Source organism: Actinoplanes sp. OR16, from assembly GCF_004001265.1.
In the GTDB taxonomy this organism is placed as follows: domain Bacteria; phylum Actinomycetota; class Actinomycetes; order Mycobacteriales; family Micromonosporaceae; genus Actinoplanes.
Window position 1 is genome coordinate 4,739,133 of record NZ_AP019371.1, and the last position, 15,648, is coordinate 4,754,780.

General features: G+C 71.7%; 14 protein-coding genes. 3 read left to right on the forward strand and 11 right to left on the reverse strand.

What is annotated here, in order from left to right:
• Nucleotides 1-17: 17 nt before the first annotated feature.
• Together EP757_RS21820 and EP757_RS21825 are read right to left on the reverse strand one after the other, a co-directional pair.
• Nucleotides 18-755 carry a sugar isomerase domain-containing protein gene (locus EP757_RS21820; RefSeq protein WP_127548815.1) on the reverse strand — a complete coding sequence of 246 codons (738 nt, stop codon included), beginning with the start codon at nucleotides 753-755 and terminating at the stop codon, nucleotides 18-20.
• Complete coding sequence (locus tag EP757_RS21825; RefSeq protein WP_127548817.1) at nucleotides 752-1,657, reverse strand: MurR/RpiR family transcriptional regulator; 906 nt, start codon at nucleotides 1,655-1,657, stop codon at nucleotides 752-754. Before EP757_RS21825 ends, EP757_RS21820 begins: the two co-directional genes overlap by 4 nt.
• A gap of 97 nt (nucleotides 1,658-1,754) precedes the next feature.
• Between EP757_RS21825 and EP757_RS21830 the strand changes: the two genes are divergently transcribed.
• On the forward strand, nucleotides 1,755-2,651 hold the full coding sequence (locus EP757_RS21830) for an N-acetylglucosamine kinase (RefSeq protein ID WP_127548819.1): 897 nt from the start codon (nucleotides 1,755-1,757) through the stop codon (nucleotides 2,649-2,651).
• 102 nt (nucleotides 2,652-2,753) lie between these two features.
• The gene (locus tag EP757_RS21835) at nucleotides 2,754-3,617 is read left to right on the forward strand and encodes an alpha/beta fold hydrolase (RefSeq protein WP_232049929.1); all 864 of its coding nucleotides are present in this window, start codon (nucleotides 2,754-2,756) and stop codon (nucleotides 3,615-3,617) included.
• Nucleotides 3,618-3,628: 11 nt separating this feature from the next.
• On the opposite strand, the gene EP757_RS44820 is transcribed toward EP757_RS21835, so the two are convergent.
• Together EP757_RS44820 and EP757_RS21840 are read right to left on the reverse strand one after the other, a co-directional pair.
• Nucleotides 3,629-3,889 (reverse strand): WYL domain-containing protein, encoded by a 261-nt coding sequence (locus tag EP757_RS44820; RefSeq protein WP_370457676.1) that lies wholly within the window; start codon nucleotides 3,887-3,889, stop codon nucleotides 3,629-3,631.
• Nucleotides 3,775-4,413 (reverse strand): helix-turn-helix transcriptional regulator, encoded by a 639-nt coding sequence (locus tag EP757_RS21840; RefSeq protein WP_370457866.1) that lies wholly within the window; start codon nucleotides 4,411-4,413, stop codon nucleotides 3,775-3,777. Before EP757_RS21840 ends, EP757_RS44820 begins: the two co-directional genes overlap by 115 nt.
• Nucleotides 4,414-4,475: 62 nt before the next feature.
• Between EP757_RS21840 and EP757_RS21845 the strand changes: the two genes are divergently transcribed.
• A complete protein-coding gene (locus EP757_RS21845; protein ID WP_127548823.1) occupies nucleotides 4,476-5,216 on the forward strand; it encodes an alpha/beta fold hydrolase in 741 nt (246 codons plus the stop codon).
• A gap of 19 nt (nucleotides 5,217-5,235) precedes the next feature.
• On the opposite strand, the gene EP757_RS21850 is transcribed toward EP757_RS21845, so the two are convergent.
• From EP757_RS21850 to EP757_RS21880, 7 genes are all read right to left on the reverse strand, one after another.
• Nucleotides 5,236-6,057: a hypothetical protein gene (locus EP757_RS21850; protein ID WP_127548825.1), complete on the reverse strand. Its 822-nt coding sequence runs from the start codon at nucleotides 6,055-6,057 to the stop codon at nucleotides 5,236-5,238.
• Nucleotides 6,058-6,069: 12 nt separating this feature from the next.
• Nucleotides 6,070-9,960 carry an FxSxx-COOH system tetratricopeptide repeat protein gene (fxsT, locus tag EP757_RS21855; RefSeq protein WP_127548827.1) on the reverse strand — a complete coding sequence of 1,297 codons (3,891 nt, stop codon included), beginning with the start codon at nucleotides 9,958-9,960 and terminating at the stop codon, nucleotides 6,070-6,072.
• Complete coding sequence (locus EP757_RS21860; RefSeq protein WP_127548829.1) at nucleotides 9,957-11,000, reverse strand: hypothetical protein; 1,044 nt, start codon at nucleotides 10,998-11,000, stop codon at nucleotides 9,957-9,959. Before EP757_RS21860 ends, fxsT begins: the two co-directional genes overlap by 4 nt.
• Nucleotides 11,001-11,163: 163 nt before the next feature.
• Entirely contained in the window at nucleotides 11,164-12,066 is a 903-nt protein-coding gene (locus EP757_RS21865; protein ID WP_127554373.1) for an AAC(3) family N-acetyltransferase, read from the reverse strand.
• Nucleotides 12,063-14,375, reverse strand: coding sequence for an FxsB family cyclophane-forming radical SAM/SPASM peptide maturase (locus tag EP757_RS21870; protein ID WP_127548830.1), 2,313 nt, complete (start codon nucleotides 14,373-14,375; stop codon nucleotides 12,063-12,065). Before EP757_RS21870 ends, EP757_RS21865 begins: the two co-directional genes overlap by 4 nt.
• Nucleotides 14,375-14,548: an FxSxx-COOH cyclophane-containing RiPP peptide gene (fxsA, locus tag EP757_RS21875; RefSeq protein WP_160165834.1), complete on the reverse strand. Its 174-nt coding sequence runs from the start codon at nucleotides 14,546-14,548 to the stop codon at nucleotides 14,375-14,377. The genes EP757_RS21870 and fxsA overlap by 1 nt, the downstream gene beginning before the upstream one ends.
• 163 nt (nucleotides 14,549-14,711) lie before the next feature.
• Nucleotides 14,712-15,647, reverse strand: a complete 936-nt coding sequence (locus EP757_RS21880; RefSeq protein WP_232049930.1) for a DMT family transporter — start codon at nucleotides 15,645-15,647, stop codon at nucleotides 14,712-14,714.
• Nucleotide 15,648 lies beyond the last annotated feature (1 nt).

Genomic DNA, 15,648 nt, shown 5'->3' on the forward strand with positions numbered 1-15,648 from the left:
CGCTGGGCTCTCCGTCTCTATGCGGTGCGCCGGATGCGCCCGGCGTACCGCGCCTCGAGTTCCGCGTTGTGTTCCTTGCCGCCGGGCACGTTGTCAGACAGGTAGACGGGCGGGACGATCCCCGCCGCGAGCAAACGTTCGACCACTTCGGTGACGATCTGCCAGGCCAGCAGCGCCGCGGTGATCGACGAGACGGCCCCGACCGCGCCGCCGCCCGGCAGCGGCAGGGTCGCGTCGCCGTAAGGGGCGCCGTTGTCGAGCGTCACGTCCGCGATGTCACCGAGTTTGCGGCCGCTCGGGTGCCGCGACTCCACGCCGGACGAGTGCGCCGCCGACGTGATCGCGATGAGCGGGTGGCCGCGTTCCTTCACCAGCAGCGCCATCTCGACGACGGCGCCGTTGATGCCGGAGTTGGAGGCGATGACGAACGCGTCGTCGGGTTTGACCGGCGCCAGCTCGTAGAGCCGGTGGGCGATCCGGGTGTCGCGTTCGACAAAGGGGTCGGCGAGCGTGTCGAGGGGCTCGCCGCCGTAGAGGACGATGTCGCGCAGCGCGATCCGGTTGGTCGGGACGAGACCGCCGGCCCGGCCGGCGATCTCCATGGCGAGCGCCTCGGAGTGACCGCAGCCGAAGGCCTGGATGACGCCGCCGTTCGCGATGGACGAGGACAGGAGATCGGCCGCGCGGCTTTTCAGAACGTCCTGGCCACGACCGACGCGGTCGATCACTTCCTCGATCTTGGATAGATAGTTCATGATCCCCTTCGTTTGCGGCTCGGCATCTTCTCGGGTAGCCGATGGGCGTCCACGGCCCGGACCGTCAGCTCCAGCGCCTCGGCCGTCCGCTCGTAGGTGCGCTGCGCGACCGCCACGTAGATCAGGTCGAGGACCAGCAGCTGCGAGTGCAGGGCGGAGAGCGCGGCCAGCCGGAACGTCGTCTCCAGCACACTGGTCGTGAAGACCACGTCGGCGACCTCGGCGAGCGGCGAGCGGTTGAAGCTGGTCACCGCGACGGTGAGCGCGCCGTGGTCGGCGGCCTCGGCCAGGGTCTCGATCACTTCGCGGGTGCGGCCGGAGTGCGACAGGCCGATCGCCACGTCGCCGGGGAGCAGCAGCGCCGCGTTCGTCAGCGCGGTGTGGCTGTCCTGCCGGTGCCAGACCGGCACCCGGATGCGCTCCAGGCGGAACGCCATCTCGCGGGCCGCGGTGCCGCTGCTGCCCAGCCCGAAGAGCTCGACGCGGTGCGCGGAGGCGATGGTGTCGGCGACACGCTCGACGGAGGAGATGTCGATGGACGCCGCTGTGCTCTGAATGGCCCGGGTGTCCGCCGCCGCGACCACACCGAGCACCTGATCGAGCGGATCGGCGGGGGAGATGTCGCCGCTGATGTCGGTCTCCCAGCGGGCCTGCTCGGCCCGGCCGGTCTCGGTGGCGACGGCGACGCGCAGGCTCGCGTAGCCCTTGAAACCCAGCGTGCGGCTGAACCGGGTGACCGTCGCCGTCGACGTCCCGGACCGCTCGGCGAGGTCCACGATGCTGGCGTGGGCCGCGGTCTCCGGGTCGGCGAGGATCGTCTCGGCGATCCGGCTCAGCGCCTCCGGCATCCCCGGACCCTCGATGCGCAGCCGTCCCAGCAGCCCGCCGCTCTCACCTGTCACCGTGTGGACCTCATTTTCATCGATTGCTGTTGCCGATGAAAATTACGACCGTCTTCACGTCTAGTCAAGAATGAATTTCTGTGTTTCGATCTCCACCATGGAGCTGGTGGTGGGTGTCGACGCAGGTGGCACCGCCTCGCACGCGGTCGTGGCGACGGCGGACGGCGTGGTGGTCGGTCGCGGCAGGGCCGGTCCCGGCAATCCGTTGTCGGCAGGCCCGGCGGCGGTCTCCTCGGTGGGCGCCGCGGTGCGGCAGGCGTTACAGGCCGCGAATCCCAGATCGGTCATCGGTGGCGTTCTCGGCTTGGCCGGCTCCTCGGCCTGTGACGACGCCTTCGCGTCGGCGCTCGACGAGGCCTGGGCCGCGGCGGGCCTGCGCTGCCCCTGGCGGGTGGTGGGCGACGCGGTCACCGCCTTCGCGGCCGGCACCTCGGCGCCGGACGGCGCGGTGCTCATCGCCGGGACGGGCGCGGTCGCGGCCGAAATTCAAGATCATCAGATTGTACGGGTGACCGACGGGCTGGGCTGGCTCCTGGGTGACGAGGGATCGGGCCACTGGCTGGGCCTCAGCGCCCTGCGAGCCGCCGTCCGCGCCTGGTCCTCATCGTTCGCCGCGGCCGTCGCCGACGCCGTCGGCGTCACGAGCCCTGATCGGCTGATCGGCTGGGCGCAGGAGCTGCACCACGCCGAGATCGCCGCCCTGGCTCCGCTGGTCTGCGACCGGGCCCGGGCCGGCGACCCGCACGCCACGGCGATCACCGGCGAGGCGGTCGACCGTCTGATCGCGACCCTGGGCAAGCTCGGCCAGGCCGGTCCGGTCGTGCTGGCCGGCAGCCTGCTCACCCACGCCACCCCGGTCCGCGACGGGCTGCTCGCCGTCCTCGACGCCCGGGGTGTCTCCGCGCTGATCAGCCGCGATCCGGCGGCCGCCGCGGCCTGGCTGGCCCTGCCGGAGCGGTCCCCGGCCGCGCACGCCGCCCTGCTGCGGACCTGACTGCTCACGGGGGTTCATTCCCGCGCCGGGCGGCCTTACGGCGACTACCATCGATGGAGCGCGCGGCCCCCGCCGGCGCTTCGGGGATTGAGGATTGCCGTGGTGACTCGGTTTGAGGTGAGCGTCGGCGACCGGGTTCTCGCAGTGCAGGTGTCCGGCGCGGCGGACGGGACCCCCGTCTTCCTGCTGCACGGCACGCCCGGCTCGGGTTCCGGCCCCCGGCCGCGCAGCAGCCTGCTCTACCGCCAGGGCATCCGGCTGATCAGCTACGACCGCCCGGGCTACGGCGGATCCAGCCGGCTGCCCAACAGGCGGGTCGTCGACGCGGCCGCCGACGTCCGGGCGATCGCCAACGGGATGGACATCAAACGGTTCGCCGTGGTGGGCCGTTCCGGTGGTGGGCCGCACGCGCTGGCCTGCGCCGCCGTGCTGCCGCACCGCGTCGAGCGGGCCGCCGTCCTGGTCGGCCTCGCGCCGTCCGACGCCGCCGACCTGAACTGGTACGAAGGCATGGCCGACCAGAACGCCAGCAAGCACGTCGCCGCCGACCAGGGCACCGTGGAGATGATGCACGAGCTGCGGGCCCTGGCCGAGCAGACCGCCGCCAACCCGAAGAGCCTCATCGAGGAGCTGCGGACCCAGATGTCCGCGCCGGACCTGCGGTTCATGCAGAGCGTGCTCTACCGCCGCCTGCTGGTGAAGAGCTATGCCGAGGCGCTGCGCGACGGGCCGTACGGGTGGCTCGACGACATCCTGGCGTTCCGCCGCGACTGGGGTTTCACCCTCGACACGATCGTGCCGCCGGTCCGGTTCTGGCACGGCGCCCACGACACCTTCGCGCCGGCCAGCCACAGCCGCTGGCTGGCCCAGCGGATCCCCCGCTCGGAGGTGCACGTGCAGTACGACGCCGCCCACTTCGGCGCCATGGAGGTGCTGCCGAGGATCCTCACGTGGCTGGCCGCCTGAATGAGCCCGGCCTACTCGCCCGCGTCGGCGTGGGCGAGCAGGCGAGTGGCCAGGGCGCGTACCTCGGCTCTGAGTTCGGCGGGCCGTTCGACGGTGAAGGGCCAGCCGAGCCCGGCCAGCATCTGGGCGGCGCCGTCGAGGTGTTCGGCTCGGGCGGTCAGCCGCACTCCAGTGGCGACCTCGGTGAGTGTGCCGACCGTGGGAGGGATCCGCCGCTGTGCCTGGGCGAGGCTGGTGTGCAGCAGGACCGAGACATCATGGGCGTAGGGCACCGAGGCCAGGCCGGCAAGGACGTGTCCGGTCGGATCGAACCCGGCCGGTACGTCGAAACCGGGTGCCGGTGGCGGGCCGCCTCGGCGAGCACCAGCAGCACCTCGATGCCGGGTGGGGCTTGGTGCCGGACCGGTCCGGTGACGTCCATGGTGGCCAGCAGGGCGTCGATGCGCCGGGCAAGGGCGGCCGGCAGTACCCGGCGCAGCTTGGCGGTGGCGCTCTCGGTGGCCGCGTGGTCGGCGGTGACCAGTCCCGCGCGGCGCCCGGCGGCGAGGCCGAGGACGATGGCGACCGCCTCCTCGTCGGTGAGCATGAGAGGCGGCAACTTGTATCCCGGCGCGAGCCGGTACCCGCCGTAGCGGCCACGGCGCGCCTCGACCGGGATGCCCAGGTCGAGGAGGTGGGTCGCGTAGCGGCGGATGGTGCGCTCGTCGACGCCGAGCCGGCCGGCCAGGTCGGCGACGCTGAACGAGCCGCCCGACTGGAGGATCTCCAGCAGGGCCGGCACCCGCGCTGTCGGCATCGCCAAAGAATTCCTCCTTATCCGGACGGAAGCTGTCCGGAATCGACCGTAGCGTGCCGTGCATGACGACATTCGTACTGGTCCCCGGGTTCTGGCTGGGCGCCTGGGCCTGGCATTCGACGGCCGCTGAACTTCGCCGGCGCGGCCACGAGGTGTACCCGATCAGCCTGACCGGCCTCGGGGAGCGCGCTCACCTGGCCCGTCCCGACACCGACCTCGACGTCCACGTCACCGATGTGGTCAACCTCCTGCGCTACGAGGACCTTCGCGACGTGGTCCTCGTCGGGCACAGCTATGCCGGTAGCGTCGTCACCGCGGCCGCCGACCGCGTCACCGACCGTGTCGCCCAGCTGGTCTACGTCGACACCGGCCCGTTGCCCGACGGAGTGGCCCAGGTCGAGTTCACCCCGCCGGCCGAGCACGAGCGCAATGCGGCGTCGGTGGCCGACCACGGTGACGGATGGCGGCTGCCACCGCCGGCGTGGGCCGACGTGGCCGCCGGCGTGGACGGTGTGGACGAGTCGATCGTCGCGCTGCTGCGCGAGCGGTCGGCCGACCAGCCATGGGCGACGGCCACCGCCCCGGTCCGGCTGACCGGGGCGTGGGAGAAGCTGCCCCGGCTCGGCGTGCTGTCCAGCTTCACCGCCGAGCAGGTGCCCGTGATGGCCGCGACACTGCCGCTGTTTCGCCACATGGCCGGCGACGGGTGGCGCTACGAGGAACTGCCGACCTGGCATTGGCCGATGCTCAGCCGGCCGATCGAGCTGGCCGCGATCCTGCACGAGGCGCGGCTGACGGCGTAACGCCATCCGGCGAGCCCGCTCACGAGGGATCCGGGCGCGCCGACGTGGCGAACTCCTCCAGCTCGCCGCAGAGCTGCAGCAGGTGGTCGACGCTGTGCAGGTGGACGATGGCGGCGTCGCGCAGCCGGGTCGTGCGGTTCGGATTGGGCACGCCCCGGCCCAGCTCGTAGTGCCCGGCGGCCATGATCTGCCGCTGGTGGCGCAGCGCGGACTCCAGCTCGTTCCAGATCCGCTCGAACCGGGCCGACTCGGCGGTCGTCTCGCCGTTGCGGACCCGCTCGCTGAGCAGCCTGCGCAGGTGGTTGCCGTCGATCCGCAGCGGCGTCACCACCCGCTCGTAGAACAGCCACTGCTGACTGTCCATGTGGGCCTGCAGCATCTTGGCCGACTCCCTGGCCCGGTCCGGGTCGGCGATCCGGCCGTTCACCACCCGGGTCGCCTCGACGAACGCGTTCGTCGAGGCGGTCACGTCCTGGACCAGCTCCTCCACGTAGTCGGTGGTGATCCGGACCGAGGCGGTCAGCTGCTTCAGCGCGGCGCCGTACCGGGCTTCCAGCCGTGCTCTCTCCAGCTCTCTCACCTGGTAGTCGGCGAGCCTCGTGATGATCACCAGGGCGAGCGGCAGGGCGAACAGCCCGCAGATCAGCTCGGCCACGATGTTGGTGACGAACTGCAGGCTGCCCCACTGGTTCCGCACGTCCGCGATGACCGCGAGGACGACCGCGACGACGCCGATGCCCCACACCCAGATCGTGAACCGGCGCAGCACCGGCGGCGCGGTCCGCCAGGCCGAGGAGATCAGGGACGGGATGGTGCTCTCCGGGGTGTCCCTCTTCCGCATGGGCGCCCGCTCCTAGAACTGGTGCGGGTCGATGATCCGGTACAGGTACCGGCGCCGATCCAGGCCGCTCACGATCGGATGCGTGTCGCCGAGCCGCAGCACCACCCGCTCCCGCAGCGCGGCGAGCCGCTCGTCGGCGGCCTCCAGCCCGAGCACCTCCTCGACCAGGGCCAGGTTCGCCTCGTGCCGGAAGGTGTTGGGATGCTCCGGCCCGAACACCCGGCGCATGTCGGCGGCGATCGCCAGCAGCATGGCGCGTGCCACCTCCGGCCCGGCGCCGCCCTCGGACGGCTCGGCCTCGCAGATGGCCAGGTTCATCTGCGCGGAGAGCGTGTACGGATGATCCGGCCGCAGCACCTCGACCAGCTCCGGGACCGTCGGCCGGATCCAGTCGCGGGCCTTCTGCAGGTCGCCGAGCCGCCGTTCGGCGATGGCCAGGTCGTTGCGGCAGACCAGGGTGTACGGGTGCCGGTCGCCGAGTTTGCGCTTCCAGAAGGCGTGGATCTCCGACAGTTCGGCCACCGCCTTGCCGCCCTCGTTGGCGCTGTGCAGGGTGAGCGCACGGCTGAACCGGCAGCTCACCGTCTCCGGGTTCTCGTCGCCGAAGAGCAGCAGGAGCCGGTCGTACGCCTCGTTGTGCAGTTGCAGCGCCTCCGGGATCCGGCCGATGCTGCGCAACGAGACGGCGTAGTTGGACTTCGTGGTCAGCGTCGACCGCGAGTCCGGGCCGCGGGTCTCCAGCAGGTCGTCGAGGGTCTGCTTGAGCAGGGCGGCGGACCGGTCGAAGTCGCCGGCGTCGCGCCAGTCGCGGGCCAGGCAGGCCGCCGTGCCGAGAGTCCACAGGTTGGTCTCGCCGTTCACCTCGCGGCGCTTGAGCCAGGCCTCCTCGTCGTGCTGGCCGGCCAGCTTGAACTGGCCCATCAGCCGGTACGAGACGGCGAGGTTGTTCTGCGCGGCCAGGGTGCGCGGGAAGTTGTCGCCGTACTGGTCCTGCCAGGCGCGGTAGGTGTCGACGTCGATGTCGAGCGCCTCCGGGTAGCGCCCGAGGCCGCGCAGGTCGGCCGCGTAGCTGCCCCGGGTCATCAGGGTGTGCGGGTGGTCCGGGCCCAGCAGCCGCTCCTGCTCGGCCAGCACCTGCTCGTCCACCTCCAGCGACGCCTTGAACTCGCCGAGGTCGCGCAGCAGGTTGGCCAGGTTGAACCGCAGCTGCAGCAGCTGCTGGCGCAGCACGCCCGCCTGCGCCGGGTCGGTGATCGCCTCGAGCTGCTTCTCCCAGATCCGGGCGACCCGCTCGGCGCGGGTGCGGCCGGTGACCAGGTCGGCCTGCACGTAGTAGTACCGGATCCGGTCGATCAGCAGCTGGCGGACCGCCTCGTCGGTGCTGTTCACCGCGTCGGACGCGTCCAGGTGCGGCCAGATCATCCGGAACCGGGGCCAGTGCTCCGCGTCCTCCACCTCGCCCTCGGGACGCGCCTTGGCCAGCACCTGGTGCACCTGCCGCCGGGCCTCGGCCCGCTCCTCGTCGGTCATCCGGTCCCGGACCGCGTCCTGCACCACCTGGTGGATGAGGATCTGTCCACTGCGGTCGCTGCTGCCCGGCGAGATGGGCCGCTGGTCGAGCCGCAGCAGCGCCAGCCGGTTGATCTGCTGGACCAGCGCGCCGCGCAGCATCCGCTCGGAGACGGCCGGGTTGTGCGGCTTGAGGAACTCCGCCATCTGGTCGCTGTAGACCAGGTCGAGCGAGATCTCCGGGGCCAGCACGCTGCAGAGCTGGAAGAGCCGGTACGCCGCCCGGTCCCGTTCCTGCAGCCGTTTCAGCGACAGGTCCCAGGTCCGTGCGATCGGCCGGCCGGCGGTGTCGACCAGCGCGGCGCTCGGCCCCTCCGCCTGGATCTGCTCGAGGTACTGCTCGACCGGGATGTTCGACTCGTCGAGCAGCGCGGCCGCCGCGGCGATCGCGATCGGCAGGTCGTCGAGCTGCTCGGCGACGAGCCCGGCGTCGTGCTCCTCGATGCCCCGGACCCGCTGCATCAGGTGATCGATGCTCTCGGCCCGGGTGAAGACGTCGACCTGCACCGGCTGGGTCTGGTCGCCCCAGGACATGTTCCGTGAGGTGATCAGGACGTGCGCGGAGCCGTGCGGCAGGTAGTCGACGATCGCGTCCGGCTCCTCGGCGTTGTCCAGGATCAGCAGGTAGCGCCGCTTGTCCCGGCCGAGCTCCTGGACCACCGCCCTGGCGAACTCCCGGCCGGACTGCTCGGACTGCAGGTGCATTCGCCCGCCGAGCTCACGCAGGGCGTTCTGCAGGTTCTCCTCGCTGTCCGCCTTCAGCCACGCGACCACGTCGTACGCGGTGCGGTAGCGGTGCGCGTACTCCAGCGCCATCTGCGTCTTGCCGACGCCGCCCATGCCCTGCAGGGCGACCGCCTGGGTGCCGAAGAGCACCACCGCCGCCCCGGAACGCAGCCGCCCGCGCAGGTCGCGCAGCCCGGCTTCACGACCGGTGAAGCGGGCGTTGCGGGCCGGCAGGTTGACCACCAGGTCCGGTTCCTCGCCGGGATAGCGCGGCGCTCCGGCCAACACCACGTCCAGGTCGCCGGCCGGCCGGCCGATCAGCTTCAGGATCTCCTCGGCCGCGGCGCCACCGCCGAGCCCGGCGATGAAGGCCGAGTTCGCGGTGGGGATGCTGCGCCACGGCGTGATGTCGGCCGTGTAGATCGCCCGCAGGCTCGGGTCCGGCGTACCGGTGAAGTAGTCGGTGCCCTCCGCCCTGGAGATGATCTTCAGGTGCTGGGCGCTGGGCGGCGATTCCCCGTCCGGCGAGTGCGTCACCCGCAGCCCGGCGGCGAGCAGCACGTGCTCCACCCATTCCAACCACACCTGGTCCAGGCCGGAGCCGGAGAGCAGCACCGCGTCGGCCTCGGAGAACGGCTTGCGCTCGAACCGGGTGACGATCTGCTGGCGCAGGCTCGGGTTCATCGCCGGCAGACCGGTGACCAGGCCCTCGGTGATGTGCGAGGCCAGGGCTTCGTACGCGCTGAGCAGCGTGCCACCGGCTCCCGGCGCGTCGCCGAAGGTCGCGAGCGTTTCCTCGTACGCGTAATAGGCCTGATACGGCACCTCGACGCCGTGCCAGTACGCCCGCCGCCGCGCCTCGTCGAGGCCGCGCGGCAGATCGGCGAACTCCCGCATCGCGACCGTCCGGCCGGTCTCGGCCTTGCGCTTCTCCGCCGGGTCGACCCGCATCGGCACCGGCAGCACCCGGATGTCGCGGGGACTGTGCAGCTGCCGGGCCATCCGGGCCGCGCCCTCGATGCCCTGGTCGCTGAAGGTGAAGCAGTCGACCAGCACGTCCGGCAGGTGACCGGTGCAGATGCCGGCTATGTCGCTGTGCCCGGTCCGGCTGTCGATCAGGGTGAAGTCGTAGCGGTCCTTCATGTCGGCGCGCATCGCGTCGAAGAACTGGCCGCCGCCGCGCTCCTCGTAGAACTCGTCCCACTTGATCTGGCTGAGCCCGCCGTCGTACGCCGGGTTCTGCTGACCGGCGGAGAGGAAGTCGAGGGTGCCGCCGTCGCGGAAGTGGTCCCACTCCAGCGAGAAGGAGTGCTGCTGGACGCTGGCGTAGCCGGCCAGCCGCTCCGGGTCCCAGTCCGGCTCGGACGAGTCCCACTCGTACCGGTTGATCATGTCGACCACGCCGCCGGTGCTGGCCAGGAACCGCGGGTCCATGAACGGCGCGAAGTAGCGGTGCAGGCCCGGCGACTCCAGGTCCCAGTCGACGGCGAGGACCCGGTGACCGTTCGCCGCCAGGATCCACGCGACGTTGGCGAGCGCCATGGTCCGGCCGGTGCCGCCCTTGTACGAGTAGAAGGTGATGACCTGTCCGTTGCGCGCCTTGCTCATGACAAGTCCCCCCACGGTCGGTTCGAACGCCTGCTGCGCAGGAAGTTGCGGCGGGCCTTGGTGACCGCCTCGTCGATGGCCCGCTGGAACTCCCGGGCGTCCCGGGCGATCTGCACGCCGTTGCGGGTCATCGCCCGGGCCTGGGCGACCAGCTCGTGCGACCGGTCGTCGCCCTCCGGCCGGATCACCATGACCACCGTCATCCAGGACGGCATGTTCTGCAGCATCCGCTCGGCGATCAGGCGGGCGGACGGGTCGTCGAGCACCGCCGCGTCGAGCAGCAGCACACCCGCCGAGTCGTGGAAGCCGTTCGCCGATCCGGGCGCGGCCGGGCCGAGCACGATCTCGGGCAGCAGCGACAGGCGCTGGGCGGCGTCCCGGGCCCGGTCGGTAACCCAGCCGGCGTCGGTGCCGAACGGCGACCAGTCGACGCCGTGCCCGTGCGGCCGGATCACGGTGATCAGGAACCGGGCCGCCGGGGAGCGCGACGGCATCGGCAGCTCGGGCCGGGTGCGCAGCCAGTGCGGCACCTGGTCGGGGTCCTCGGCGGCGGACACCAGGCGGTCGGCGAGTTCCTCGATGATCTGCCGCAGCTCCTCGGTGTACGCGCTGAGCCGGCAGATCGAGACCATCCCGTACTCGGCGTACTCCCTTACCGAGGTGCCGAGCGAGGTGGCCTGGGCAAGGCCGTTCACCCGGCGGGCCGGCAGGTGCGGCTCCCAGAGCACCGGGTGCACGAACGGCGGCTCGGCCGGGTCGCCGGCGCGGTACAGCCGGTCGCCGAAGTCGGGCGGCGGTTCGTGCAGGAACTCGCGGCTGTAGAGCGGGACGAGCACGCGTACGCGGGGGATGCCGCTGTCGAGCGCGCGGCGGGCGTCGCCGGCGGTGGGGAAGTAGAGGGATCCGCGGCGCAGGCCGTGCGGCGGGTCGGCGCGACGCTGCACCTCGATGTCGAGGCGGTGGTAGAACCCTTCGACCCACTGGTTCGGGATCGATGTACGCGCATGGATCAGCGCGAAGTACAGGTCGGGCGGCGGCACTGTCGAGATCCGATCACGGTGCCCGGAGGACGGGCATGGTTCCCTCAGCGCGCACGTCTGCTCCGATCCCCGATCAACGTCACGATCCGGAGTTCAGCGTAATGCTCTGATTCCACTGTGTCACCGACGAGTGTCGATGCCTGATATACCGGGAATATCGGTATCAGCGGCGGTTTACGGTGAACCAATCGCGTGCGCGGTCCACCGCCGGCGCCATCGGGAACAGGTGCGCCTCGGCGTCACCCACCCGTCCGGTGGTCGCCCAGGAGTGCCGCAGCAGATCGTCCCCGGCCGTGCCGAAGTCGCTGTCGTCGAGCTTCACCGCGTCGAACTGCCGCAGCTCGCGCTGACCGTTCTCGGTCACGAAGCAGGAGTACCGCATGGTCTGCGCGGGCTGCGGAAGCCGGTACTCGGCGAGGTGCAGCGCCGTGCACTTGTCCACGCCGACGCCGAGCAGCAGCACGGTGGCGCCGAGCCGGTAGAGCGCCGCCAGCGGCGACCGCTCACCCAGGTGGCAGTCCAGGTCGTGCTCGCCGACGATCTCCGCGGCGGCCGGCCCGAGCGCGGCGAAGGAGGTCTGCGGGTGCCGGCTGCGCAGCGCGTCCGGGTGCGAGCGGACGTGTTCGGCGAAGACGCCGACGCCGTACGACGGGGTGGTTCGCGGGTCGAAGCCCGGCATGGCGGCCACGTACGCCGCGCGGGCGGCGTCGCTCATCCCGGCCGTGGCATCGCGGTGGACCGGGCTGGTCAGCGAGTTGTCCGGGGTCTGCGACGGCACCACGATCGTCGCCGCCGGGCCGCACACGTCGCGCAGCGCGGCGAGCAGCGTCGCCGGGCCGCCGTCGATCCAGCCGATCCGCCGCATCGAGCAGTGGACGAGGAAGGCGCCGCCCAGCTCGTTGCTCGCGCCCGGCTCCTTTCCGGCGCCCAGCGCGATGAGATCGGCGACCAGGGCCGCGTGGGTGACGACCGGGCCGGTCCTGCCGGCCACGGTCCTGCCAGCGGCGGTCCGGCCGGCCACGGTCCGGCCGGCGGCGGCCCTGCCGGCGGCGGTCCGGCCGGTCATGAGGGCCACGAACGCACGGTTGCGGCCATCCGATCGACGAACTCGACGCCGAGCGGGGTCAGGGCGCCGGTCTCCCGCAGCGCGGCGATGGCGTCGACGGTCCAGCGGTGGTACATCGCGTACAACTCGGCGGCCCGCGGATCGCCGCCCACCCGGCGGCGCCACACGTCGGCCACCGCGGCGTGCGCGTAGACGCCCTGCAGGGCGGCCTCGACCGGCCGGGTCTCGGTCTTCCAGCCCACGGTGATCCGCGCGTCCGAGTCGGGGTCGTGCAGGTCGTAGAGGTCGAGCAGGGCGCCGAGCTTGGCGTGCTGGAACTCGTGCACCAGCAGGACGGCGAGCTCGGCCGGGCCGACCGGCGCGGCGGAGAGCGAACCGAACGCGTCCATCGCGGTGGACGCCCGCTGCCGCCCGGCCGGATCGGGCTCCAGCGGCATGATCACTTTCAGTCCGGCCCGCAGCGCTGGGGCGTACTCCGGCAGCTCCGTGTCGATCAGGCGCCAGGCGGCCGTCAGCGAGTCCCGCCACTGCGCGACGGCCCGGTCGTCGAGCCGGCCGGCCGGCGTCCAGCCGTGGCAGTCGCGGGCCGGGTCCCCGTCCTCGATCCGGACGCTCCAGCCGTCCCGGGCGATGTGCCGGGCCGGCTGCCAGTGCGCTGCCGCCCCGGGCTGGGACAGGTCGACGCTGAGCACCACGCCGTCCGGGCCGGTGAGCCGCAGCTTGCCGGGGTCGGCGGCGATGCGGGCGGCGGCCGTGATCGGCTCCGGCCAGTACAGCGTGCCGACGGTGGGCAGCGTGACCACGCCGCCGTCGATGCGCACGTCGGTCTCCACCGGCACGCTCGCGTGCACGGCCGCGGCGGCGGCGAGCCCGCCCAGGTAGGGCATCCCGGCGGCGTCGCCGGTCCGCAGCATGCCGACCGCCCAGGCCCGCACGTACGGATGGGCCAGCACGTGCCGGACCGCCCCGGCGTGCCCCTTCTCCAGGTCGGTGAGCGCCCGCCAGCCGGCCGTCTCGCCGTGCTGCTCGATCGTGGCGGCGACCAGCGCACGGGTGACCGACCGCTCCTGCTCGGTCAGCCAGGTGATCGTCGCCTCGTCGCCGAAGCCCGAGGCGATCTGGTCGATCACGTCGGCCGGGCCGGTGTCCTCCGGTTTGGCGTTCGCCTCGTGCATCCGGGTCTCCTCGTTGGTCCGGTCGATCAGGACGCGCAGGTCGGCGCAGTACGCCGAGGGGTTGTCGAAGCCGTGGCCGCTGCGGAAGCGGTGCGCGTAGAGGCCCCCGGCGCACTGCTGGACGACCGGGCAGGACCGGCAGATCTCACTGAGGCCGGCGACGCCGTGCTGCCGGATCGCGATCGGCCGCAGCCGGGAGACGTCGTCGACGCTGTCGGTGAGGACGCTGAGGCCGGTCGCGGGAGCGCCGTCGTAGGCGGTCTTCACCGAGTCGGCCTGCTCGTACTCCCCGCCGGTCTCGATCACGACCATGTCGACGGTGTCCGCGCCGAGCTGCTCGCTGCCGCTCGGCCCGCCCCGCGCGGTGGAGTGCAGGCCGTCGAAGAGCCGGATCCGCATCGGGCGGCCGTCGGCCAGCCAGCGGCGGTGGATCGTGGAGAGCCAGGTCGCGTACGGGGTGGGGTCGCCGTCCGGGCGCAGCGGCGGGTTGTCCCAGGTCGCGTGCGGTAGGAGGAAGTCGACGGCGGGCGGCTGCTCGGCCAGCAGCGCCTCGTAGACCCGGTCCGGGGAGTTGCGGATGTCGATCGTGCAGAGCAGGCCGGCGTACAGCTCGCGGTAGGCCGGGGTGCGCAGCAGCGCGAGCGCGGCACGGACCTTGTCGAAGCTGCCCGACCCGTTGGCGAACCTCCGATGCCTGTCGTTGGCTTCCCGGTCGCCGTCGAGCGAGACGCCCACCCGGACGCCGTGCCGCTTGAGGACGTCGCCGAAGGCTGGGCTGAATCGGACACCGTTTGTCTGCATGGTCAGCGAGAGCCTGGTGACCGCCTCGATCGGCGTGCGGATCTCGGTGATCAGCTGATCGAGCCCGGCGGGGCCGAGGAGCAGTGGCTCACCGCCGTGCACGACGACCCGGACGTGGGGGATCCGCCAGCGGGCCGCATGGTCGGCGATCCGGCGGGCAGCGGCCCGGGCGACGTCCTTCGACATGGCCCGGGCCTTGATCATCCAGCTTTGGTCGGCATGTTCGTAGACGTAGCAATGGTCGCACTTCAGGTCGCACCGGCCGTGGACCTTCAGAACGAACTGGCTCAGCGGATGTGCTCCGCCGGCCTCATCGCCCGCCGGGCCGGGCATCAGTGTGCTGACTGGAAAGCGGCCACATCCAGCCGCTTGAGGAGGGACTCCTTGTCGACGATCCGGCGGACCACGCGGCTGGCGTGCTCGGCCCGGATCTCCCGCAGGGGAGTCTCATTGATGACGGCCAGCGGCCCGACCAGGTTGTCCGGGGTCGCGACTTCGGTGTTCACGATATCTCCAGGTCATATCAGGTTCAGGGTCTCGCGACCGGCCTGCGCAGTCGTTAACTGATTTGCGCCGGATTTGGTTTCGTTTGGGTTTTTTGTGACGGCATGCGTACTCTGCGCCACCACTCATCGTCCCACAGTCCATCCAGCGCAGAGCTTGCTTTCCTTACTTCGCGAATCGCGCTGATGATAGTGATTCCGAGGGCCGCGCGATACGGGAAGCTCCCATTTGGAGGATGACGACCGACGAGAGCACGAGAAGACCACCCGTGAGCTGCGTAATCGTCAATTTCTCGGGCAACAGGAGCGTCGCCAGCGCGGTGGTCACCACCGGCTCGGCGGTGGACAGGATCGCCGCGGCCGAGGGTCCCGTCCGGCGTAGACCGGCGAAGAACGCCAGGATCGGCAGCACTGTGGAGACCACCACGATGCAGGTGAGCCACAGCCAACCGTCCACGCCGAACCCGAGGCCGACGCCGCCGGCGACGCCCGCGCGGATCGCGAGAGCCACCGCCGCGCCGGTCAGGACCAGGGTGGTGAGCAGCATCGGCGGGACCCGCCGGACCACCCGATCGGAGATCAGGATGTAGGCGGTGTAGGTGATCGCCGAGCCGAACGCCAGGATCACGCCGGCCGGGTCGATCCGCACGCCGCCCGCGCCGAGCAGCACCAGCAGCACCCCGGCGGAGGCGGCGAGCAACGCCCCCGCCTTGCCGGCCGTCAGCCGATCCCGGCCCAGCACGACCGCCGCGACGGTCACCAGCAGTGGATACGAGTAGAAGACCAGCGACAGCAGCGACGCGTCCATCCGGTGGAGCGCTTCGAAATAGAGGGTCGCCTGGCCCGCGTACCCCACCGCGCCCAGCCCGAGCGCGACGGCCAGAACCCTGGCCGTGGTCTTGATCCCGGGAGGGGCGGTCCCGGCTGCTCGCCGGATCAGGAGCACGGTGCCGAGCAGCATCGCGGCCAGGCCGAAACGGACCAGCAGCAGCGCGCCCGGGGAGACGCCCGCCTCGAACGCGAGCTTGCCGAAGATGCCGAGCGCGCCGAAGCAGACCGCTGAGAGCAGACAGAGGAGCGGACCCATGCGTTCGAGCCTCACG

What these genes read in the sequence shown, in the direction of transcription:
- EP757_RS21820 (WP_127548815.1), bottom strand. Translation starts at nt 755, where the DNA reads ATGAACTATCTATCCAAGATCGAGGAAGTGATCGACCGCGTCGGTCGT.
- EP757_RS21830 (WP_127548819.1), top strand. Translation starts at nt 1,755, where the DNA reads ATGGAGCTGGTGGTGGGTGTCGACGCAGGTGGCACCGCCTCGCACGCG.
- EP757_RS21840 (WP_370457866.1), bottom strand. Translation starts at nt 4,413, where the DNA reads ATGCCGACAGCGCGGGTGCCGGCCCTGCTGGAGATCCTCCAGTCGGGC.
- EP757_RS21845 (WP_127548823.1), top strand. Translation starts at nt 4,476, where the DNA reads ATGACGACATTCGTACTGGTCCCCGGGTTCTGGCTGGGCGCCTGGGCC.
- EP757_RS21850 (WP_127548825.1), bottom strand. Translation starts at nt 6,057, where the DNA reads ATGCGGAAGAGGGACACCCCGGAGAGCACCATCCCGTCCCTGATCTCC.
- fxsT (WP_127548827.1), bottom strand. Translation starts at nt 9,960, where the DNA reads ATGAGCAAGGCGCGCAACGGACAGGTCATCACCTTCTACTCGTACAAG.
- EP757_RS21865 (WP_127554373.1), bottom strand. Translation starts at nt 12,066, where the DNA reads ATGACCGGCCGGACCGCCGCCGGCAGGGCCGCCGCCGGCCGGACCGTG.
- EP757_RS21870 (WP_127548830.1), bottom strand. Translation starts at nt 14,375, where the DNA reads ATGCCCGGCCCGGCGGGCGATGAGGCCGGCGGAGCACATCCGCTGAGC.